Genomic DNA, 23,054 nt, shown 5'->3' with positions numbered 1-23,054 from the left:
AAGGAGTTTTTGGATATGAACCAAGATTTTATTCGTGTGAAACAGCTTTATGGTGAACTGGTTCTATCTCAAAAAAAACACAGTCTAGGAGTTTCAGTGACAACGAAAGAGGTCTATTTTCAAAAGCCTCATCATACCTACCATATTTTGTTTGAGAATATCGTATCCATAATCCCACTTGAGCTTAATAAAACACAAACAACGATTCAAATTGCAGATGAACTGCAAGTTCGTAGTTCTTTTGCTCAGCAACTATATAAAATAGCGACAACGGAAATGTTTGTCTTAAATCGAAATGGTCGTTATTTGCGAACAGAAACAGAAATCATCCTTCCACTTTCTCAAGCTTTTCTAGAAAAAGTGAATGAATATAGTGACTTAACTCTGTTGCCAGCAAATTAATGAATTTCCCTGACTGGAAATGAATGAAATAACCCCTAATCGTTCATATTATGATTGTATCACCTTAGAGAAAGGATGAAACAAATATGGATCGAATAGCACTGCTTCTTGTTATTATCGGTGCCTTAAACTGGGGGTTAATTGGGCTATTTCAATTTGATGTGGTTGCTGCCTTATTTGGAGGGCAAGCTGCTTGGCTTTCTAGAATTGTCTACGCTCTTGTCGGTCTGGCAGGACTCTACGCTATTACTCTTCTGTTTAGGGAGAGAGCCACGACCTAATCATTACCTAAACGTTGTGTGAAACAAAAGAAGCTTCTCCATTTGGAGTAGCTTTTTTATCTTAAGTTACATATTGAACAATATTTCTTTCACTTGAGTTATTTCTATATCACGTTTCTTCATTTCCGTAAGCAATAATAAGATAAAGTCAGGGGAGCATTTCAATTCTTTGGCTTTTTGATACGTTTCAATAAGCTCAAGATCACTTAAACGTTCCATTTCCATCAAACCTCCCAAACTTTTGATGCTACCATATTACCACAGATTACCATTAAGAACAAGCGTTCTAGTTATCCACAAAAACCTGTGGTTAACTTGTGAGTATTTTGTGTATAATTGACATATTTCTATTTATATCAACAAAAAAACTGTGAATATAATTATCCACAGTTTCACTACATGCACCATTCACTCTAAAAAAAATCAAAAAAAATTTTTCGCTTCTCATTATTAATCTTCGTACAGATAGATCCTAATACTCATACATTAAATAAAAGCTAATAAGAATCACCATGACTGTATCATACGCTTCGTCTATAGACATCATCTGATCTTGCTCGTCACTAATCGAAACAGATAGACTATGCTCGATTTTCCCCTCATTCATAAACTCTCTAAAAGAAATGACCTGCACCCCTAACACCTCCATTAGAGTATGTTATTACTACAATATGAGTGCACAGCTTGCTTATATGACTTGTGAACTTCTCTAGAGGCTCGGTATAATACAAATAGCATCTGTCATACAATGTGATAACAGATCGATCCCCAACACTAAAGGAGAGCTACTATGTTGGATTTACAAGAAATTATGAACTGTACCCATGGAACACTCATTCAAGGAGAGTTTGAACAAAGCATTGATTTTGTTCACTTTGATTCAAGAAAAATAGAACCCAATGCCCTCTTTATTGCCCTGCCTGGTAACCAGGTAGATGGTCATCACTTTATCCATGCAGCCAAACAAAATGGAGCCATCTGTGCGCTGATCTCCAGAACCGATTTTTCTTTTGAGGGTTTGGAAGATATTTCTTTGATTCGTGTAGAGAATACTGAGCAAGCTTTACAAAAATTAGCAGCTTATTACCGTCAAAAACTCACTATCCCTATCATCGGAATTACCGGAAGCAATGGAAAAACCACCACTAAGGATATGGTTACTCAGCTGCTTTCTGCAAAATATCAAGTTTATAAGACAGAAGGAAATCTAAATAATCATTTAGGTCTGCCCCTATCCCTCTTACAAATTAAAAAACACCATACAGCAGCGGTTCTAGAAATGGGAATGAGTCAGCTTGGAGAAATTGATTTTTTGGCTAACATCGCCAAACCTTCTATAAGTATTATTACAAATATCGGTGATTCTCATATTGAGTTCCTAGGTTCCAGAGACAACATTGCCAAAGCAAAGGGAGAGATTTTGCCTCATACAGACCCTGAACAATTTATTTTATTAAACAAAGATGATCCTACTCATCCTCTTACTTATCAGGGCTTTATGCAGGAGAAATCTACTATTTTAGCACTCAATCAGCTGCTCATGTCTATGCCTCTGAGATTCAAATGAACGAACAGGGAACCTCTTTCCAGCTACATTTAAACAATCAAGTAATTCAGGCATTTATTCCTATGTATGGACAACATAATGTGGCTAATGTCCTTCCAGGTGCTTATATTGCCTACAAATTAGGGGTTTCTTTAGAGGCTATCGCAGCTTCTCTCTATTCATTACACGTTTCAGATATGAGGTTTCAGCTTGTCGAAGGACCTAACGAGGTGATTCTTATTAATGATGCCTATAATGCCAGTCCATCTTCCATGAAAGCAGCTATTCATACCTTCGAGCAGATTTACCCTACAAGAAAGAAAATAACCGTTCTTGGAGATATTTTTGAACTTGGTGCTGAATCCGAACGACTTCATCGAGAAGTTGGTGAATATCTGCAAGGGAAAGATATGACAGTACTAACAGTCGGTGATCATGCTGCTATCATTGCTGAGCATGCCGGTGGAACACACTACGCTGACAAACACGATGCCATACAAGCGCTACAGCCGTACTTAAATGAGGAATGTGCCATTCTATTTAAAGCTTCACGTGGAATGAAGCTAGAAGAAATGATCCTCTCTATTCGTCAAGAACAAACCAAATAGTTTTCTTAGAGCAAAAGAAAACCTGCCGCTTATCCCCAAGCATACATCAATCACAAGCTAGGGATAAGAGAGCAGGTTTTTCTTCTTATTTTCTTCTTAGAAACTCTATTCTAGGCTTTCTGCCTCAATTTGATTCTGTTTCTTTTCTTCATATCTTTCTTGAGCCAGTTGAATAAGTTCTTCAATTAAGGCAGGATACGAGATTCCCGCTTCCTTGAACATCAGTGGGTACATGCTAAAAGGGGTAAAGCCAGGCATCGTATTTATCTCATTAATATAGACTTGATCTGTCTTTTCATTCCAAAAGAAATCAACTCGAGACAATCCACTGCATTCTAACACTAAAAATGCTTTTTTTGCCATCTCCTCAATTTTAGAAACAACATGCTCAGGAACCTTAGCAGGAATCTCTAATTCTGTTCCGATGTTTTTATACTTTGCAGCATAGTCGTAAAATTCACCAACAGATAGAATTTTACCAACAACAGAAGTTTTTAATTCCTCATTTCCAAGAACGCCAATCTCAAGCTCACTACCCTCAATAAATTGCTCAACAATCACTTTTCGATCAAATTTAGCAGCTAGCTGAAGAGCTTCTTCTAACCCTTCACGATTCTTCGCCTTACTAATTCCTACACTTGATCCTAAGTTAACGGGTTTCACGAAATTTGGATAGCCAATTTCTCCTTCAATTTCTTCTACTATTTTAGCAAGAGAACCCATAATTTGCTTCCTTGTATATGATAAGAATGTACATTGCGGCAAGGCTACACTCTGAAAGATTTTTTTCATCATTACTTTATCCATCCCAAGAGATGAGCCTAATACACCAGAACCAACATAAGGAATATCCAGCATCTCTAATAAACCTTGAAGAGTTCCATCTTCGCCAAAAGGTCCATGAATCACAGGAAAGAAAACATCAACCTCTTTGGTTAGTTGAAATAATGAAACATCTTCCCCCTGGTTTCTTAGTCTCAAGCTTTCTACACTTTCCGGTTGCTTCGTAGTCAACTCTCCTTTCGCCCACTCCCCATTCAATTGAATAAAGAGGGGAAGGATGGTGAATTTATCATAATCAACGGCTCCCATAATGGAATAAGCCGTGCGTAACGATACCTCATGCTCACTTGATTTCCCGCCATAAATAACTCCTAACGTTCTCTTCTTCCTCACGTAGGCTTTCTCTCCTTTTCACATGTTGATTATTTATGTATATGAGTTCGATTATAACACGGGAAGGTGTTAGAGAGAATTTTTTTATACCTCTTTACCAGTTCTGTGAAAGTACCTATTTTAAGCTTGTAATGAAAGAAAAACACTTAAACAAAAATCGAAATATGTCGAAATATAAGAGTGAAGCCTTTTTTAATAATTATGCTATTCAACTAGGGGGAAAACAAAGTGAATGCCGTGGAGAAAATGCAATATGAGGACACATTAAAGAAAAACACACTGATGCTTATTACAATGAACATATCGTTATTAGCTGCTGTGGGGCTATCGATTGCGCAAGGAGAGCTTAATAAGACGGCTGTTTATGCTTCTGAAATTATTATCTTAACTCTTCTCTATTTCCTATTTCAGCAGTGGATTAAGAAACCCTTTCTTTTCCCCTATGCTCATTTAACGGTCGTTTATTCCGCAGGTATATTGGCGATGTTACTTTTTGGAAGCACAATTCAACTATTATTAATCTTTTTTTTCCTTGTTGTTTTAGCAGCTGTTCATCTTAATCGTAACGTATTCCTGTATGGATATATTTATGGTTTGATTGGAATCATATTGAATAATAGCTTTGCCACAACACAGAAAGAAATTCTTAGCAATGTATTGGGTTCTGCCCTTTTAACGTATTTATTAATAGGAATGCTGTTTTTTGTGGTTATTTCTTTAAATCATAAGCAAAATCTTAAACTCCAAGAATATTTAACTCTCTCGGAGGAGGAAGCAAAGCGAAAAGAGATGCAGAAGAAAGAGCTTGAAACGAATGTAGCTGCTATCACTGATAAAATTGTAAGCGTGAATCAACAGTTACAGACGAATTTAAGATCACAAAAAGAAATGGCTAATGCGATTAATGAAATATCGAAAGGAAGTCAATCTCAGGCAGAACAAATTTCTGAGATTACACAAAATTCGATGGGGACTAGAAGTAGTATGGAAGCATTATATCACCAGTCAAGTGAGCTAAAACAAGGCTCAGATCAAGCCATAGAGGCGACTCAAGAAGGACAAGAACAGGTTCAGGAATTAAACGGCGATATTCATGCTTTAGATACTATGATTAACAAATTAAATCAGACGTTTGCTGAGTTATCTCAAAAAATTACCGAAACGAATACATTTGCTGATACGATAAAGGATATTACGGAACAAACCAATCTCTTGGCTTTAAATGCATCGATCGAGGCGGCTAGAGCAGGGGATGCCGGAAAAGGTTTTGCCGTTGTTGCTGAAGAGATTCGCAAATTGGCAGATACAACAGGGCAAACAACCGGAAAAATTACTCAGAACTTGATTGAACTAAATGCAAGCAACAAAGAAGCGGTTGAAATGATGGCTCTTAGTAGTCAAAATATCTCCAAAAGCGTGAATTCATCTGAAAAGGTTAAAAACTATTTTGGTCAGATTTCAACGACCTTGCTTGAGCTAGATGAAAGTTTAAAATCCTTCACAATACTAGCTAATGAAGTGAAGGGCTTAGCTAATGGAGTAGAGTTCTCATCCAGTGAGTTAGCTGCTATTATCGAACAATCAACAGCCAGTCTAGAAGAGATGAGTGCAACAATTGATACTCTGACAAGTGATAATGAACAATTATCCCTTGTGGTGGGAGAGATTACAGATAGAGCGGAAAAGATTAGGCAAACATTCTAAATATCGTGTGAGCTAGAAGTAGCTATTTAGCTCAAACAAATAAAGAGAGCTGGGGTTTTGAGGTGACCCCAGCTCTTTTAAATGATACTCGTTCTTAATACACGTTACCATTCTTATCTACATAAATACTCTTAATGATCGTTCTTTGGAACTCATTCGATGCTTCCTCACTGCTTACATCAATTGTAATATTGTATACGCCTTCCTCTAGCTTTTCAGGTAGCTGGATGGACGTAGATCCCTGTTGCTCTACTGTTTTAATATTCACTTCTTTTTTCTTGCCTGAAACGGATGGATCAGCGATAAAATCAACTGAATAACTCATTTTCATCTTGTTTTTTTGCACACTTGGTTCCTCTAGATCAAGGCTCCAGTGTTGATTCTTTTTGTTTTCTTTTACTTTGATCTTCTTGTTTAATTTAGAATCGAATTGAACAGTAAGAAGATAAGCGTTTTCTTTAGCGGAAGAAGACTTGATGGTCCATTCTCCGTGCTTTGGATTTTTAACAGTCATCACATTATGCCATGCGCCATCAAACATAAAATCATCCTGATAGCTATTTACTTCTACTTTGTGCACCTTATTATTGGGTCCTATTAATTCCAGACTATCAACTGGTGCAGCAGAAATCCAATCGATCATGATGTTGCTTGCTTCCTTCTCTACCATAAAGCTTTCTTTTACCTCTCCGTCAAACAATCCACCTCGAAGTAAAAATTCACCCATGCTATCCTCTACATTCTCTTCTTTCGGTAATGAAATAGAAGCAGATAAATTGAAATCGCTTTCAACAAACTCATTAGTAGAGGAACGATTGATCGTTAAGTACGGTCTAAACCACTGAAAAATATTTCCTGTTTTAATTGTATTATGCGTCCAAGAATCATTGCGGATCGTACGCCCTGTAGGTAATTGGCTACTTGTTAGGGTAACGGCACCATCATTGCTACCAAATTGAGATAGATACAGGTGACCAAAGTATAAACCAGTACCAAAGCTATCTCTTTTGGTTCCACCTAGTGTATAGTAAGTATTTCGATTGATATTGCTATGTCCATCTGTAATGGAACGGAAATGACGCATATAGCTTGTCTGTAAGGAATATGTAGCATCATTTTTTTGACCTAAGATTGAACCAAGCCAGCCAGCCCAACTACTATAGGCAAGATCTGCCAGCTGCGAGCCATGATGAGGGCTGCCAAGTGTAATAACATTGCTTACATATTGGTGTGCATTGTAATGAGTTAGTGCCGCTTGAGAGTCAAGCCCCCCTTTACTATGCGCCACGATTACAATACGCTTTCCAAAATGGTTTGAAATTTCTGGTAGCTTCTGAGCTAATAGATTCCCATTATCCCACATGTTTTTGGTTCCATATAGCTCAATAAAGGCAGTATGATAACCATTATTTAAAGCTGTCTGATACATGTTGTTATTCTCGTACCATGTAGTAGAAGCACCATTTAAGCCATGCACAAACAATAGAACAGGTTTATCTGTAGATCCATTACTTGGTTCATCTCCCGCAAACCATGTTCCAGGAGGAGCTGCCGATTCTCTAGGCTTTAAAGCACCTGCTGAGCTTGGTGTGACAATCACTGTCAAGCTTAACAATAATACAAGCATCATGATTCCAATTCTTTTTAACAAAATACATCACCCTTTCAAAATATTGGTATGATTCTACATTTCTATAATACTCTAAATATTCCTTTTTTTAAATTAATTTTTTGTAAAAAATATTAAAAAAGAGCCAATTTGGTAAATTGACTCTCGCAAACCTCAGTTTAAAAGGACTGCCGAATCCTTTCGACAGTCTGAAAAAAATCATTTTTTTCTATTTAATCAACCTACACAGGCCACATCTCTTTCTTATATGCCATATCCCAAAATAAATACTCATACTGACTACTAATGACAAAATGCTCCTCCATACGTGCCCGATCTGCTTCTGTCACCTGTGAGGCAATCTCATCTAATCGATTGATCTGCTCTTCTACTAGCTCTCTAAACCAATCTCCACCATAGGCGGCGATCCATTCTTGATAAATAGGCTCGTCTGGAGTGGAGCCTTGTAGCCTTTCACCGATCTCATAATACAGCCAATAGCACGGCAACAAGGCGGCAATAATATCTCCTAAATGGCCTGAGTATGCCGCACGATATAAATGTGAAGTATAAGCGTATGCTGTCGGAGCTACCTCAAATTGTTGTTTTTCTTCCTCAGTAATTCCTAAACGATTCGAGAAGTTTTCGTGCAAGCTTAATTCCGCCTCATAGGTTCCCTGTGCATGAGCTGCTAAACGATGAGTTGTATACAGATCTAAGGCTTTTGCTGCACCTAAAGCTTGAATTCTAGCAAATTGTGCTAAGTAATAGGAGTCCTGCATCACATAATATCTAAAACAATCGAGTGGAAGACTTCCATCGGCAATTCCAGTCACGAAAGGATGATCGAAGCTAGCCTGCCATATAGCATCTGCTTTTTTACGAATTTTTTCTGAGAATTTCATCACACAACACCTCTTCTTATTATTTTATATCGCATCTTATCCATAATGTCTGACATCAGGAATATTAAAGTAAGGAAAGTACTGACTACCAATATAAGCCGCAGCAATCATGCTGACTAAATAGAGAATAAACAGCACATCATAACCAGAAAATCCTAGATTGTAATAATAGGTTCTTCCCTTCATTTGTGAAAAACGCTTCGCCTCCATAGCGATGGCAATTCGTTGAGCACGGCGAATACTTTGTGCCAATAAAGGGATAGAAAAAAACTTTATTTTTTCATAGATTCCTTTAATGCCCTTCTTTTCTTGAACTCCCCTTACCTTGAGCGCATGCCGTAATGTCTGAAATTCTTCAAACATGATAGGAAGCAAACGAAAGGCTGCCATAAAGCTGTAGGCATATTTTGCAGGTAGCTTTACCTGTTGCATTAAGGAATAAAACAAATAAACAGGTCGAGTTGTTAAGGCAAAAAGCAAGCCCAGTGCAGCAAAATTAAGGGCTCGAAACCCTAAGTGCAGCCCTCGAAAAAAACTCTCCTCGGTGATATGCAACAAGCCCCACTGTACCCAAGTCGTTTCTCCCTTACCAAAAAAATCATGGAGGTCGAGGTAGAGATAAAGATAATTACAAAGGGAATCGAGAGAAGCAGAACTCTCTGCCACGGATGCCCTGAAAAAAAGACTAAGAGCACCAGCCCAATAAAGGTATAGTTCATCATGAAATCGATACTATGAATCAAGATAATATGAATAAATAACCCCATGAACAAGAGCAATTTTAGGCTTGGATTGACTCGATGGACCCATGTTTCTTGAAAGGAAAAGTTTAATTGCATGCCAAGCCTCCCCTTGCTGCTGCTTTTTCTCGTTCATTCTCTTTCCCTAGCTCATTAAATACCGATTTCGTTCGACTTATATATTCCGTTGAGTCTACATCCGCAGCAAGTTTCCCATCCGCTATTTCCCATACTCTGGTCGAAAAATATCGAATGATCTCCATATCATGAGTCACCATCAGAATAGTCGTTCCCTTTCTTCTCCACTCTTCAATTTTTTCTAGAATGGCAAAAGTATTTTTGGCATCTTGTCCAAAAGTCGGTTCATCCAAGAGCAATATTTCTTGCTCCCTAACTACAGCAGAAGCTACACTTAATCTTCGCTTCTGACCCATTGATAGCTGATAAGGATGCTGTTCTTTTCGAGATGTTAATTCAAAAAAAGTAAGGAGATCTTGCACTTTCTTTTGAATCTCTTCTTCCTCATAGCGATGAACTTTTAAGGTATGGGCTATTTCCTCATATACAGAATGAGTCACAAATTGAAACTCTGGATTCTGAAAAACATAAGCAAGATGCTCTGAAAGATGATCGATCTCCTCAATGGAATTGTTTTTCAAGTGATAGGTCCCTGTCGTTTTTATTAACTGCATCAAAGCGAGAAGAAATGTACTCTTGCCTGCTCCATTTTCTCCGACAATGCCAATCCATTCTCCTGAACCTACCGTCACATTGGGTGTAGAAATCTTTACTTCTTTTCCTCGATACCCCATAAAATCGGACAACTTGATCAGCGGAGTGTTATTAGACTGAGTAAATTGATTTCCTTGGCTCAGGCTCTTTTCTTTTTTCTTCTGCGATTGAGTGATATATTCATCCCAGACTCCCGGATACCAAATTCCATATTCAATTAACTCTTCCTTGTATTGAGAAAAAATCTGTTCTTTATGACCATCGGCTATGATCGCCCCTTGATTATTAAAGAGGACGACTCGATCTACAAAATCGACAATATGGTCAATCTTGTGCTCGACTATGATCACTGTTTTTTCTTTCCCCACATTCTTCAAGGTGTTCCATACTTGCTCTGTTCCTTCTGGATCAAGAAGAGCTGTGGGTTCATCAAGGAATAAAACCTCAGGCTCTAAAGCAAGATGGATGCCAGTGCTAAGCGCTGTTTCATTCCCTGTGATAAGGTTTGAATAGACCTGTGTATCTCTTCAAAATGAAGCCCCACCATATTGAGATAGTGAACGATTTTTTCAGGCATTTGCTCTCGTGGTACTTGTAGATTCTCTAGAACAAAAGCCATCTCTTCATCAACATAAGGCATACAGAACTGAGTATCTGGATCTTGAAAGACAAATCCCCAAGAATCAGGAACCTGAATTTCCTCCGCCTTAATAGGAACTTCTACCGCTTGAGGAATTAATCCAGAAAGCACCTGTAGTAACGTCGATTTGCCACATCCACTTGGACCTAAAAATAGTACTTTTTCTCCCTGATAAAGAGAAAGGGATAAATCCCTAAATAATAAGGACTCTTCCCCAGGAAACTTTAATCGTAAGTTGTTAACAAAGGCTATGCGATTCATCATGTTGCCTCCTTGGAAGGCTATTTTTTATCCCGTTTTAATTATCAATAAGATTTAATCCTCTAACGCTTTGTAGTCATCGGCAGAAGCAGGACGGACTAAATCAGTCACACCTGTTTTCTCTAAGGCTTTGACCAAATAATAAGCAAAAATACCGGCAATCAGGATCGAACCTATTGTTCGTGCTGAAATAAGTAGTGTCAGATTCCATAAGGCTAAATCGGTAATATATCCTTTGTACACATCCATTACCAATGAGGCAGCGCATGAGCCTATTGCTGCTAAGGAAACCACACCTAGTGAAAAGCGCTTGTATAGGAATAGGGCAAAGATAAGCTCAGCTCCTAGCCCCTGAGCCACACCATAAAGCAAAACCTCTAATCCCCACTCTGACCCAGCAATAAACTCTCCTGAGCTGCGGCAATTTCGGCAATCAAAGCAACCCCTGGCTTACGGATGATCAGAAAAGCGACCGTAGCAGCGATAAACCACATTCCATAAATCAGTTGTTCAACCTGAAAGCCAAAAGGTTTCACAGCATAATACAGAGGCCCCCATAGCTTATAGATGATCGCAAATACAATTGAAATAACGACAGTAACCAAAATATCTGTTAATGTTAACCCTTTTTTCATCTTCTCTTCCCCTATCTTGTAAAATGTCTTGTTAAAATGAATAAGCTTCATAAATGACAACAAAAAAATCCACCCCTGAGTGGAGTGGATCTATACATGTTCACAAGACGATACGTTGTCAATATAAGCATAACATGACAACAAAACAGGTCTACACACGATCTTCCAAACCACTTCCCTCCGCTAGCACTACCTAGATCAGGTCAAGGGTTAAGGTTATCAACCTTTCTCAGCTATTCCATAGCACCCCTAGTGGATCGTATTCAATTGATGTTGATAATAGCTCTCATTTCATCTACTAAGATATCATATGTTTATTCTTGTTACAACAAATTTTTGAACAAATGTTAACGCCTAACCCCTTCAAATTGCGTAACAATTAGTGGGGGTTAGGCGTTTTTTCTTGTCCTTGTTCCTCGATATACTTTTTTATTACTTCGAGAGGTGCGCCACCAGTCGTTAAAATCAAATAACTCCTACTCCAAAAGTATGGTTTCCAATAGTAGTTTTTCAGGTGTTCTTCGAACTCTTTACGAATGTATCGAGAAGTCACGGTTTTAAAACTATTGATTGTATTAGCCAGATTTATTTGTGGTGGAGCTTCAAACAAGATGTGAATATGATCCTCTTCACCGTTCATCTCGATGATCTCACAATTCCATTTAGAAAATAGGTTATTAGCTATTTCTTTTAGGCGTTCCATAACATCATCGTTTATGCATTTGTGTCTATATTTCGTAATCACAACTAAATGATAAGTTAACTTGTATGATGCATGTCTATTCCTTTTATAACATGTCATTTTTATCTATAAACCCTTTACAACTAAATTAAAAATCAATATAATAAAAACATACCATATGATTAAAAAAATGGAAAGGGGGGGTAGACATGGACATTTCAAAAACTCTAAAACAAAAGATCACTAATCATTCTCGCATTTTCGATACAACATGCGAAATCTATAATCAAGCATTAGGATTTATCATCGAAGTGATAGATAAAGAATTTGTAGACATAGATGACACTTCTACTAAATCTATGGTTCCTGCTGTTGAGAAGTTGATCCATGTCACGAAATCGAACCCTCAACCAAAGTATAGCGAGTTCAACCAAAAGTTTTACAAGTTGCCTTCGTACTTCCGTAGAAGTGCGATTGCGTGTGCTTTTGGGAAGATAAAAAGCTATCGCTCAAATTATAATAATTGGTTAGAAGAAAAGAAAATCGCCCTTTCCGAAGGAAAGAAATTTACCAAAAAGCCACCTAAACTGCAGTTACAACACAAAGAGTTTCCTGTATTTTATAAAGACAACATGTTTGTCAGAACATCTGAGAATACAGCTGAAATCAAAGTATTCCATAAAAACGATTGGGTATGGGTGGATATCGAGTTCAAAGAACAAGACATTCACAAGCGCAACGTGTGGTCTTGGAAAGAAAAAAACCCAAAGCTTGGTAGAGTAGGCAAAAAGTACTTTCTTCATACCAGTTACAAATCAAAAATTACATTACCTAAAATCAAACTAAACGAACAAAAAATATGTGCAGTAGATCTTGGTATCAACAATTCTGCTGTTTGTTCGGTCATGGATGTTAGTGGCACTGTCTTGGCTCGAAAGTTTATTAATCAGCCAACGGAAAAAGACCAATTATACACGATGACGAACAAACTAAGGAAAGTTCAAGCGATATCAGGTTGGATTGCTGCTCCGAATTTTTGGAGACGGATCAACGGTCTACAAACACATATCGTCAACCATACGTCTCATGGAATCGTAAAGTTTGCCAAAGAACACGATTGTCATACAATCGTTTTTGAGTACCTTGACAAAATGAACGTCCCGAAGGGCTTTTGGGGAGCCAAGAAACTTCGTTTCAAACTCCGTTACTGGCGTAAGAAAGGTATTCAAAACAAAGTCGAAGAAATGGCACATTACATTGGCATGAGAATATCTAGAATTAATGCAAGAAACACAAGTGCCTTAGCCTATGATGGCTCAGGTTTCGTAGAAAGAAATCCTAAAAAAGACCTTGCTGTATTTTCCACAAACAAGGTCTATCATGCAGATTTATCCGCTTCCTACAACATAGGGGCGAGATATTTTATTCGAGGTATCCAAAAATCCATGTCTGAAAAGAGATGGTTGGTGGTTCAGGCAAAAGTTCCTGAGCTTTCAAAACGAACATTTCAAACCTTGTCTTCATTAATTAGCCTTACCAAAGCATTAGAGTTGCCGCTGGCAACTTAAACGCTTAATTTGAGCTGTATTTAAGATAAGGGGAAGCTCCATCAAATTGCGTGAGCAATTAGTTGGAGAGGGTTCACAATACTCACAATGAAGTGATAAATTTCTCTAAACGATTACATCCTTCCTCCAAAACATCCATCGAGTAGGCATAAGAAAGACGAACATATCCCTCCCCATAATGAGAAAAGGCATCTCCAGGTACCACAGCCACTCTTTCCTGCTCAAGCAAACGCTTAGCAAACTCCCAGGAAGATAGTCCATACTTCTGAATTGATGGGAACAAATAAAAGGCACCTTCAGGCTTCACAATATCCATTCCCATTTGTACTAATCGTTCATACACATAATCCCTGCGACTGCGATAGGCATCTCGCATCGGTTCTGCATCTAAAGCTCCATTTTGCAACGCTTCAAGTGACGCGTATTGACTAACCGAGCTAGCGCAGCTGACATTATATTGATGAACCTTAAGCATGTGTTGAGTAAGATATCGAGGGGCGAAGGTGAACCCCACTCGCCACCCTGTCATGGCATGTGACTTAGATAAACCATTGATTACAATCGTTTTCTCTCTCAAATCAGAAAAAGAAGCAATGGATAGGTGCTTCTCTCCACTCTCACCATAAACAAGCTCACTATAAATTTCATCAGATACAATAAAAATCTCTTTTTCTCGGACAAGTTCAGCTATCTCTTCTACGCTCTGACGGTCTAAAATACAACCTGTAGGATTCGATGGATAAGGCAAAATAATACATCTCGTTCGATCTGATATTTTCTCTTTGATTCGATCCGCCCTCATTTTAAACCCAGTATCACGAGTGTCCACGTAAACAGGAACTGCACCACATAGTTTAATGATTGGTTCATAGCCAGGATAGACCGGACCTGGAAGAATCACTTCCGATCCTTCTTCTAAGATCGTACGAAGGGTGATATCAATCGCTTGGCTTGCCCCGACAGTCGTGATGATTTCATGCTCAGGATCATAGCGTAGCCCATACCGTTCTTGCATAAATTGAGCTGCCGCTTCACGTAATGCCAAGATTCCTGCATTAGGTGTATAGATCGTTTTGTTCTCTTCTATCGCTCTTTTCCCAGCTTCTTTAATGTGTTCCGGTGTCATAAAATCGGGCTGTCCGATGGTGAGGGAGATCGCATCAGGGTAATTTGCTACCATCGTAAAAAATTGACGAATACCAGAAATTTGTATCCCCTGGACTCTTGGATTTATCAAGTGCTCCATTGAACTAAGCACATCCCTTCATCTACAATTAACTATAATTGAGGCTGTTGACTTATTTGTCAACAGCCTTCGCTTGATAAGAAAGATATTGTATGAACAACTGAATCGCAACATCAATGGCGTCTTCAGAAGGTTCGAGTTTGGAATGATGTAAGCCATAGGGAGTATCTACCCCCAACCAAAGCATAAAACCTGGGATATCCGCCAGAAAGTATCCGAAGTCCTCTCCTGTCATGGCTTCCGTACATTCAATGAGATTGAGATCCGTTTCGGTCCTCACCCATTGTATAAAGTCGGCTGTGGTCTTCTCATGATTATACACCTGACAATAATTCGCTCCATAATCGATTATCGCTTCACAAGAAAAGCCTGTTTCAATTCCCTTCACCAAGGCTTCAATTCTGTTCTTGATTAAAGACATTGATTCCATCGATAATGTACGGATGGTTCCTTCGACACGCGCTTTCTCAGCAATGATATTTTGCTTCGTTCCCCCATCAATCTTGCCGATTGTAACCACAGCAGAGTCAAGAGGATTGATATTCCTTGAAACAATGCTTTGTAGCTGAGTGACAAAATGACTTGCCGCTACCACCATATCATTCGCCAAATGAGGAAATGCCGCATGTCCTCCTTGACCAACAAAATCAATGAATAGTTCAGACGTATTGGCAAAAAGAATCCCTGGCTTCGTGGCAATCGTCCCTACTGGATATTCAGGAGCGATATGCAGGGCAAAGATGAGATCTGGCTTCCAAGATTGGAATTCTTCACTTTCTAGCATTGGTTCTGCTCCTCCAGGTCCTTCTTCCGCCGGTTGGAAAATAAATAGGAGGTTATCTTCCACCACATGCTCTGCAAAATGAGTTAAAATTCCTAAAGCAATACTCATATGTAGATCATGCCCACACGCGTGCATCATCCCCGGATGAGTGGACTTAAAAGGATAGCTTGTCTGTTCTTCCATCGGTAATCCATCCATATCAGCTCGATAGCCAATTGTTTTAGTAGGATTAGAGCCTTGAATTCGAACAAGCAAGCCTGTTTTCCACTTTTTTATTTCCAAGCGTTCCTGTGCTAAAGAAGAAAGATAACGAAGGAGATACGCTTGTGTCTTTAGCTCCTCAAATCCTTTTTCAGGAATCTGATGCAGTTCTCGTCTGATTTTTATAAAAGGGTTGATACTCATCACACATTACTCAGCATTTAGCTGACGAAGCTCTTGTTTAATTTCCGTTTTAGACTTGGTTTTCTCATCAATTGTTTTAATAATTCGAGCTGGGGTTCCTGCTACAACAACATTTTCAGGAACATCTTCGATTACAATGGCTCCTGCTGCTACAACAGAACCTTTCCCTACTCTTACCCCTTCCAGAATAACGGCGTTAGCCCCTACTACCACATCATCTTCAATAATAACTGGGGTTGCTGAAGGGGGCTCAATGACACCTGCAATAACCGATCCAGCACCGATATGGCAGTTCTTCCCGATCGTTCCTCTTCCTCCAACTACTACGTTCATGTCGATCATGGTTCCTTCACCAATGACAGCTCCAATATTAATGCTTGCACCCATCATAATGACTGCATTGTTACCAATCTCCACTTGATCGCGGATAATGGCTCCCGGTTCAATTCGAGCATGAATATTCTTCATATCTAATAAAGGAATCGCTGAATTGCGACGATCATTCTCTACGACAAAATCTTCAATTTTAGCTTCATTCGCTTGAATAGCAGCTTGAATATCTTTCCATTCACCAAACAGTACTCCTACATTTCCTGTAATGAAGCTTTTTGTATTCGCTCCAAAATCAATACCTTCCAGTTCACCCTTAATATGTACTTGTACAGGGGTTTTTTTCTCACTGTTCTGAATAAATGAGATAATCTCATTTGCATCCATCATTTTCATCTTCCATTCCTCCCAAAAATCAATATCCTTTATTGTATCATACCTCGTCTTTTGTTCTCAATTGAAAGAGCTCTTCCTCCGACGAAGAAGAGCTCTTTGCTTTCATTTTTTCTCTAATTCTGATTTTCCTTTTCAGAACGTACTTTCTCGTGTTCTTGTTCCTCATCTGCCGTCATTTCATCTTCTGCTTGCAGATTCTCTTCTTCTATTTCTTGTGTTTTTTCTATTTCTTCTATTTCTTCTTTATATTCTTCTATTTCTTCATTTTCTTCTGTTTCTTCTATTTTTTCTTTATACTCTGCTATTTCTTCATTTTCCTCTATGGTAGCATACTCTTCTATTTCTTGGTGTTCTAGTACGTCTTTTGCTTGTGAAGCGCTCTCTTTTTCCTCTTCATCGATCTCATGATCCGCTGAGGTATCAGTAGAGGTGGCATCAATCGTAAACTTACTTACCTCATCCATGAGTGATTGTGAAAGCTCCTGCAAATCTAGTGCAGATTTCGTTACCTCTTCGATGGCTGATAATTGATTGTCACTTGAAGCACTCACTTCTTCCGCCGCTGCTGCGGACTCTTCTGCTACTGAACTAATATTCTCCATCGCAAAGTTTAATTGTTCTGAAGAAGCATTAGTACTTTCGATTGCTTCTTGAATATACCCCACAGAATCCTTAATTCGAATAATTTCATTCTTCATCTCTGTAAATGATTCTCGGTTTTGGGAAACAGCTTGTTCCTGAATATCTGTGAAATGTCCTAGCTGAGCAGCTTCTTCTGATAAGTGACCCATCTTCTTATTCATAGATGTAATCACTTGATGAATATTTTGAGCTTCCACCTTCGTTCGTTCCGCTAATTTTCGAACCTCTCCTGCAACAACATTAAACCCTCTGCCGAATTCTCCTGCTCTTGCTGCTTCAATAGAGGCATTAAGAGCCAAAAGATTTGTGCTATCTGAAATCTCACCAATGGTTTCAACAATATCTATGACCTTCTTAGATGTTGTCGTTACATCCTGTATCGTTTCGATCAAGTGATCAGCCACACTGATAAACTCTTTTGACGTTCTCTCTAACTGATCAACAACCAACAAGCCTTGCTGCCCTTTTTCAGTAGATAGATCTGCTTGTTTGGCAATCTGTTGCATCAATTCATTAACCTCATTTAATTGTGCTGACATTTCTTTTAAGAGCTGATTACCTGATTCTAAGTCCTCTACCTGCGATTGTGCTCCTATAGCCATCTGTTCCACTGCTTTATTCACTTCCAGCGTTTGAGCTGTTGTTTCTTCAGAAACGGCTGCCAATGTTTCAGATGAGCCTGCTAATCTCTGAGAGACCTGTAGTACATTTCGAAAAGACGCTTGGATTTTTCCAGCCATTTCATTAAATGTTTGGGCTAACTGTCCCATCTCATCCTTAGATCTAACATCGACTCGATAGGCTAAATTACCAGCTCCAATTATATTTGCCCCTGTTTGTAAGCCCTGTACAGAATTTGTAATCGAACGAATCACAGCAATTCCTATGATCACCATCAGAGCAATGACCAAGCTTGAAACAATAGTAAGAATGGTATTTACCACTCTTTTTGTCGCTGCTTGTTCTGCTTTTATACCATCATAAAGCTGATTTAATTCTGTACTTATCGATACTAGTGGTAGCTGCATACCTGAGTTGATGGCTTCAAATCGACGATCGTTGGCATTAGCATCTGATGTTTTAGCAATAATAGAAAGCACTAATTCACTATATTGCTCCAAAGCTTCGGTGCTTTCTTTTTTCTGTTCAGGTGTCAGGATCGAATTTAATTCTATATATTCTTTTAATGTCGCTGCTTCTCTTTTCAAGCCCATGTTGTCCCCAGCATTTTTGATAATAAAATCTTTTTCAATAAGACGAATAACCTGGAATTGACTCATCGCTTGGGGATCATTTAATGTTTTCAAAACTTTCTCAATATTCATCGCCTTCATCTGCATGTCTCGTGTAATATTCGCGATTTCCTTCAACTGATTGATATAATGATCAAACTGCTCAAGGTATGAAGCCGATACAGATACTAGCTGCTCTCCATTTGTTTTAATCGCCTCTAGATCACTATTATCCACAAGAAGCTGACTATTCTCTTGCAAACGTTGGATTTGCACACGAGAGTTACTAGAATATTGAGTGAGTCTTGTTTCGAAACCAGGATCATTCACTCTAAATAATCGTAATTCCATCTCAGATAATTTGGCTAAAAATAAATTATTACGAATGACATCACTCATTTGTCTCAATTCATTTATTTCTTCGACTTTTTTTTCGGTTTGAGCTAAGTGATAATTCGCTCCAAATACGACAGCAGCTAAAATGACCATTCCAACTACGCCAACAATCATAAGTAGCCATGTCTTTATTTTAATGCTCATTCTCTCCTCCTCCTTCTGTTCTTCTCAATCGACACATTCACGCTGAAAATAATACATAAAAAAAGAAGTATGCCTTTATTTAAATATCGGCATAATTCCTTGCTATTTATAGCTTTTTGAGCTATTTGTGGCATTTCATCAACAAAAAAACCTGTTAACATATTGTTAACAGGTCAGTTAACGAGTTAACTTGCAGGTTAACTCGTTAACTCTCTAATTCATAATTAATGATCTGAGAGAGTTCCTCCATATTTTCTATGTAAATCTTCGCCTCAACCTCTAAGGAGCCAAACTGTATTTCTTTCCAAATGTAGACTTCCTTCGTATGCCTATCGAAAAATAAGGAAAAAAAGGATCATCTTCCCACCAGCTTGTTCAACATACATCAGGATATGGGGATTCTCTTCTTCTCCATCATCAAGGACGGGTTCAAAAGCCAAGCTTTTTGAAAAATCCTGATCTAGTAATTCATCGATCAGTTCATCTAAAAACTCGTCCGTGTCAAACTCCAGCTTTTGAAAAATAGACAGGGCTTCCACCTCACTTCGCCACGAATTGTTCTCTAGTAACAATTCTAACCAATATCCCCCTGTCTATTCCCCTATGCCTTTACTTTACTGCGATACTCATTGGGAGTAAGTCCTTCCACCTTTTTAAAGACCTTGCTAAAATATTTTTCATCCTGATAGCCAATTTGGCTGGCTATATCATAAATTCTCATATGCTCATTCTGGAGTAGCGTTTTTGCCTTTTCCATTCTGATTTTTACTAGATAATCGGAAATATTTTCATTAAATTCTTGTTTGAATTTCCTAGATATATATTCCCTACTCAAGAAAAATCGTTCAGCAATTTCTTGCAGTTTGATTTCTTTCTGATAATTCATTCGGATAAATTTCTCAATCTCATAAATGGTTTTATTTTCTTGCTTCATACTAGCTGATTTAATTAGCTCTGCCAAGGAAAAAAACTCTTTTTGTTTTTCGGACTGAAAAGCGGAAAAAGAAAAATTTCCTTCCCGATCCCAGTAGTCATTTCCACAATAAAGAGAATGTGTTCCTTCAATGTGAAATTCCTTCAACCAGTGTGCTTTCAATAGTTGAAACTCTTGATCCCATAGCTCTAGTTGCTCTAAAGAAACACATTTCTGCTTCTCCATTTTACCGAAAATATTATTTAGAATTAAGACGATCTGCTTATCGCTACCACTTTGTACAGATATCTTAAGTTCATTTGAAAACGTAAATAAATGAACCTGAGTCACTTCGTTTTCAATATCCTTTTGTGTAAATATCCGCTTATTTTTCTGACTCAGCAGGTTTGCTTTCTGAATGATTTGAATAGCTTGTCTATATCCTTTAGATAATTCCATTATGGAGGGACTTACAGGACTTATGGCGATCGTACAGCTCCCTCTTACATAATGTACTATTGCCTCATATATCTCCCCCATGATAAAAGGAGTTGACTGTACATTTTTCCAGCATAGACAAACAATTTCTCCATCCGTACTCAGGTTTCTAAATGCAACCCCTCTTTGCTCTTTTCCTAATATTTCATTACAAATATTTAAAAGGGAGAAGTAACCTAGGTCCTTTTGATCCTTATAATGCTTTTCAATAATCCAATCTATCGAAACCACCGCTACCTGAATCGGATCTGTCTGGACCATCAGATTAAATTCTTCAAAAAGTTTTTTAATCATAGCCCGAGAAATCTGAGTATCCTCTAATAAGCTCGTAAAAGTATGGTCCCAATATAATGGTTTAACCTCGTTCATTTCAATATTCTTATTCAGCGTAAGCTGCCGCTCCGTTTCTTCCTTTCTCCATTCATAAATCGCTTTCTCTAGGGTTTCATTAAGCACATCCGGTTCAATTGGTTTTAAGATATAATCGAAGCTTCCATAATGAATCGCTGTCCTCATAAAGTGATAGTCATCGTAACCACTGATCACGATCGTCTTACACGTTATATTAGACTCTTGAATCCATCGCAGCAGCTCAATCCCATCTTTCTTAGGCATGCGCATATCAGTAAAGATAATCTCTGGACGATGCTCTTCAATTAATTTCATCGCTTCTTCCCCATTTTGGGCTTCAAGGACGGTGTCTATATTAAAACGTTCCCAATCGGCTAAAAGGAGTATGCCTTCTCTCACATGTATTTCATCATCAATTATGATGGCTTTCATCCTTGCCCTCCTCTCCAACAATAGGAAATTGTAATTGGACCATAAATCCGCCTTCCTCTACATTTTCAATGTGAAAGAGGGGATTCCCTTCATAATACAATTGAATTCTTCGATACACTATTTTTTAAGCCTATACTTTCATCCAGTATCTCTTCATCAATTAAATATCTCCTAATCAATTGAAGGCGCTCTTCAGAAACACCTGTCCCATTATCAATCACTCTGATTTCAATGTTTCCTTCTACCTCAGAGCAATGGATTTCCAGTCTTCCAATTCCTTCTCTCACATCAAAGCCATGCTGGAAATAGTTTTCAATCAGCGGCTGCAAGATCATCTTAGGTACTTTAGCAAATTGAATCTTCTCATCCACATGAAACGTATACTCAAACTGATTCTCAAAACGTTGCTTCTGCAACTGAACATACGCCTTGGCATGATTGATCTCTTTGATTAAGGGAACCATCTCTTCTGAGTGATGAATCCCATACCTCATGATCTTAGAAAGTAACGTAATGAGAGAATAAACTTGTGGAACCTTATGTTTTAAGGCTAAAGTCCCGATTGATTGCAAAGTATTATATAGAAAGTGGGGATTGATTTGCGATTGTAGTACTTTTAATTGGTTATTCTTGTTTTCAATATCTAAACGATACTGTTTAATAATTAAGTTATCTATTTTTTCAATCATGCTTTTAAAACGTTTGCCTAAGAGACCAATTTCATCCCTGCCTAAAGAGTCAAAATCAACACCCATCTTCCCTTCTTCAATACGTTGAATATTACGCAGCAAGACACGGATGGGGGAGGTAATCTTGAATGAAACAAATAAGGTAAAAACAACAACCAAAATAAGAATCATGATTCCAATGGAGATATTTATTTTTGTAACTTCTCGTGCCCCTTTATACAAAACCTCATAGGGAATACGCTTGACTAAGATCCAGCCTCCTAGTGATTCCGATACACGGTCATAAATAATGACTCCATTAAATTCATCATTATTTTTTTCTACGTATCCTTTGACCTCGGAGTTATCTAGGATACTTTGGAACCAAGGTTCTTCTAGCCATTGATCGATCGGTACATTCATATTTGAACCATAAATCATTTCTCCCTCAGGGTTAAGCAAATAAAATTCTTCTTGCCCTGAATGATAAATGCGCCTGCTCATCTCGAGAATTCGATTCGGCTTGATATCAATCGAAAAATAACCCAACAAATCATCATTGGGAACATTAATTAAAGCACGATGGACCGAAATGACCGGTTGATTTCCTGAAGGGTGGTTATAGATGCTGCTATAGCGCCTGATACCATGAGTTGGTTCAATATATAACCGATTCGGGCTGTTGAAAGCCTCATCATAATAGCTCCCCTGAATATCTATATTTCTACTGACAATGACGGTCGATGTTTTGGAGGCATGGATCATTTTCCGGTCATTCTGAGAATACAAATAGACCTGTACTATATTTTCATCGGTATATAGTAGGGTAAGTAGCACACTTTTCACAGTACCCATCGCATCATAATCGGTTTCTTTATAATTTGTTCTTAAAAATGTAAAAAAATCAGGATTATTATAAATGTTTTGGGTTAATTTATCTAACTCAGCTATATAAAATTCTAAATTAAGCTTTCCTTGGCTTAGTAAATTCATATTTTCATGGATGGATTGGGTTTTGAGGGTTTCCGTAGTATGATAATAGGTCAAAAAGATGGATGCCCCAAAAGGAATAACCGTAATGAGTAATAGTAATAAAATTAGTTTATTACGAATACTATGCTGAAACAT

General features: G+C 38.1%; 19 protein-coding genes, 3 pseudogenes and 1 riboswitch. Of the genes and pseudogenes, 6 read left to right on the top strand and 16 right to left on the bottom strand.

What is annotated here, in order from left to right; all coding sequences use genetic code 11:
* The coding region (locus JCM10596_RS01065; RefSeq protein WP_234410365.1) for a hypothetical protein at positions 1-402 on the top strand (402 nt) is incomplete at its 5' end.
* Positions 403-488: 86 nt separating this feature from the next.
* Positions 489-683: a DUF378 domain-containing protein gene (locus JCM10596_RS01060; RefSeq protein WP_025025551.1), complete on the top strand. Its 195-nt coding sequence runs from the start codon at positions 489-491 to the stop codon at positions 681-683.
* Between the two features lie 66 nt (positions 684-749).
* On the opposite strand, the gene sda is transcribed toward JCM10596_RS01060, so the two are convergent.
* Positions 750-902 carry a sporulation histidine kinase inhibitor Sda gene (gene sda / locus JCM10596_RS28490; RefSeq protein ID WP_439644794.1) on the bottom strand — a complete coding sequence of 51 codons (153 nt, stop codon included), beginning with the start codon at positions 900-902 and terminating at the stop codon, positions 750-752.
* A 253-nt stretch (positions 903-1,155) separates the two neighbouring features.
* Entirely contained in the window at positions 1,156-1,317 is a 162-nt protein-coding gene (locus JCM10596_RS29385) for a hypothetical protein (RefSeq protein ID WP_159102290.1), read from the bottom strand.
* Between the two features lie 156 nt (positions 1,318-1,473).
* Between JCM10596_RS29385 and JCM10596_RS27290 the strand changes: the two genes are divergently transcribed.
* Both JCM10596_RS27290 and JCM10596_RS27285 read left to right on the top strand, forming a co-directional pair.
* Positions 1,474-2,250, top strand: a complete 777-nt coding sequence (locus JCM10596_RS27290) for a UDP-N-acetylmuramoyl-tripeptide--D-alanyl-D-alanine ligase (protein ID WP_051541120.1) — start codon at positions 1,474-1,476, stop codon at positions 2,248-2,250.
* The gene (locus JCM10596_RS27285) at positions 2,247-2,837 is read left to right on the top strand and encodes a glutamate ligase domain-containing protein (protein ID WP_051541119.1); all 591 of its coding nucleotides are present in this window, start codon (positions 2,247-2,249) and stop codon (positions 2,835-2,837) included. The genes JCM10596_RS27290 and JCM10596_RS27285 overlap by 4 nt, the downstream gene beginning before the upstream one ends.
* A 105-nt stretch (positions 2,838-2,942) precedes the next feature.
* Here the strand turns inward: JCM10596_RS27285 and JCM10596_RS01040 are convergent, their stop codons facing one another.
* A complete protein-coding gene (locus JCM10596_RS01040; RefSeq protein ID WP_025025550.1) occupies positions 2,943-4,013 on the bottom strand; it encodes a D-alanine--D-alanine ligase in 1,071 nt (356 codons plus the stop codon).
* A 228-nt stretch (positions 4,014-4,241) separates the two neighbouring features.
* Here JCM10596_RS01040 and JCM10596_RS01035 point away from each other — a divergent pair, with 228 nt between their 5' ends.
* Positions 4,242-5,717 (top strand): methyl-accepting chemotaxis protein, encoded by a 1,476-nt coding sequence (locus JCM10596_RS01035; protein ID WP_025025549.1) that lies wholly within the window; start codon positions 4,242-4,244, stop codon positions 5,715-5,717.
* Between the two features lie 94 nt (positions 5,718-5,811).
* On the opposite strand, the gene JCM10596_RS01030 is transcribed toward JCM10596_RS01035, so the two are convergent.
* The 6 genes and pseudogenes from JCM10596_RS01030 to tnpA form a co-directional block, all read right to left on the bottom strand.
* Positions 5,812-7,368: an esterase/lipase family protein gene (locus tag JCM10596_RS01030; RefSeq protein WP_025025548.1), complete on the bottom strand. Its 1,557-nt coding sequence runs from the start codon at positions 7,366-7,368 to the stop codon at positions 5,812-5,814.
* A gap of 200 nt (positions 7,369-7,568) precedes the next feature.
* Positions 7,569-8,231: a thiaminase II gene (gene tenA, locus JCM10596_RS01025; protein WP_025025547.1), complete on the bottom strand. Its 663-nt coding sequence runs from the start codon at positions 8,229-8,231 to the stop codon at positions 7,569-7,571.
* Between the two features lie 36 nt (positions 8,232-8,267).
* A pseudogene (locus JCM10596_RS23150) lies at positions 8,268-9,070 on the bottom strand (energy-coupling factor transporter transmembrane component T family protein).
* Positions 9,061-10,604 (bottom strand): annotated as a pseudogene (locus tag JCM10596_RS31085) (ABC transporter ATP-binding protein). Before JCM10596_RS31085 ends, JCM10596_RS23150 begins: the two co-directional pseudogenes overlap by 10 nt.
* Before the next feature lie 54 nt (positions 10,605-10,658).
* Positions 10,659-11,239, bottom strand: a pseudogene (locus JCM10596_RS23140) (ECF transporter S component).
* Between the two features lie 158 nt (positions 11,240-11,397).
* Positions 11,398-11,500, bottom strand: a riboswitch (TPP riboswitch).
* 118 nt (positions 11,501-11,618) lie between these two features.
* Positions 11,619-12,041: an IS200/IS605 family transposase gene (gene tnpA / locus JCM10596_RS01005; RefSeq protein WP_025025546.1), complete on the bottom strand. Its 423-nt coding sequence runs from the start codon at positions 12,039-12,041 to the stop codon at positions 11,619-11,621.
* A gap of 89 nt (positions 12,042-12,130) precedes the next feature.
* Here tnpA and JCM10596_RS01000 point away from each other — a divergent pair, with 89 nt between their 5' ends.
* Positions 12,131-13,489, top strand: coding sequence for an IS200/IS605 family element transposase accessory protein TnpB (locus JCM10596_RS01000; RefSeq protein WP_025025545.1), 1,359 nt, complete (start codon positions 12,131-12,133; stop codon positions 13,487-13,489).
* An 82-nt stretch (positions 13,490-13,571) separates the two neighbouring features.
* Here the strand turns inward: JCM10596_RS01000 and JCM10596_RS00995 are convergent, their stop codons facing one another.
* From JCM10596_RS00995 to JCM10596_RS23135, 7 genes are all read right to left on the bottom strand, one after another.
* Positions 13,572-14,735: an aminotransferase A gene (locus JCM10596_RS00995; RefSeq protein WP_025025544.1), complete on the bottom strand. Its 1,164-nt coding sequence runs from the start codon at positions 14,733-14,735 to the stop codon at positions 13,572-13,574.
* 52 nt (positions 14,736-14,787) lie between these two features.
* Positions 14,788-15,924 (bottom strand): N-acetyldiaminopimelate deacetylase, encoded by a 1,137-nt coding sequence (locus tag JCM10596_RS00990; protein ID WP_025025543.1) that lies wholly within the window; start codon positions 15,922-15,924, stop codon positions 14,788-14,790.
* Between the two features lie 6 nt (positions 15,925-15,930).
* Positions 15,931-16,650, bottom strand: a complete 720-nt coding sequence (gene dapD / locus JCM10596_RS00985) for a 2,3,4,5-tetrahydropyridine-2,6-dicarboxylate N-acetyltransferase (protein ID WP_025025542.1) — start codon at positions 16,648-16,650, stop codon at positions 15,931-15,933.
* A gap of 113 nt (positions 16,651-16,763) precedes the next feature.
* Positions 16,764-19,064, bottom strand: coding sequence for a methyl-accepting chemotaxis protein (locus JCM10596_RS00980; RefSeq protein WP_025025541.1), 2,301 nt, complete (start codon positions 19,062-19,064; stop codon positions 16,764-16,766).
* 329 nt (positions 19,065-19,393) lie between these two features.
* The gene (locus JCM10596_RS00975; protein WP_025025540.1) at positions 19,394-19,636 is read right to left on the bottom strand and encodes a hypothetical protein; all 243 of its coding nucleotides are present in this window, start codon (positions 19,634-19,636) and stop codon (positions 19,394-19,396) included.
* A gap of 29 nt (positions 19,637-19,665) precedes the next feature.
* Positions 19,666-21,258 carry a response regulator transcription factor gene (locus JCM10596_RS00970; RefSeq protein WP_025025539.1) on the bottom strand — a complete coding sequence of 531 codons (1,593 nt, stop codon included), beginning with the start codon at positions 21,256-21,258 and terminating at the stop codon, positions 19,666-19,668.
* Positions 21,259-21,347: 89 nt separating this feature from the next.
* Positions 21,348-23,054 carry a cache domain-containing sensor histidine kinase gene (locus JCM10596_RS23135; RefSeq protein ID WP_051541118.1) on the bottom strand — a complete coding sequence of 569 codons (1,707 nt, stop codon included), beginning with the start codon at positions 23,052-23,054 and terminating at the stop codon, positions 21,348-21,350.

The sequence above is a fragment of the Caldalkalibacillus mannanilyticus JCM 10596 genome (genome assembly GCF_000615945.1).
Lineage (GTDB): Bacteria > Bacillota > Bacilli > Caldalkalibacillales > JCM-10596 > Bacillus_AT > Bacillus_AT mannanilyticus.
The sequence above is the reverse complement of the archived record's forward strand: the minus strand, read 5'-3'. Positions and strand labels throughout refer to the sequence as shown.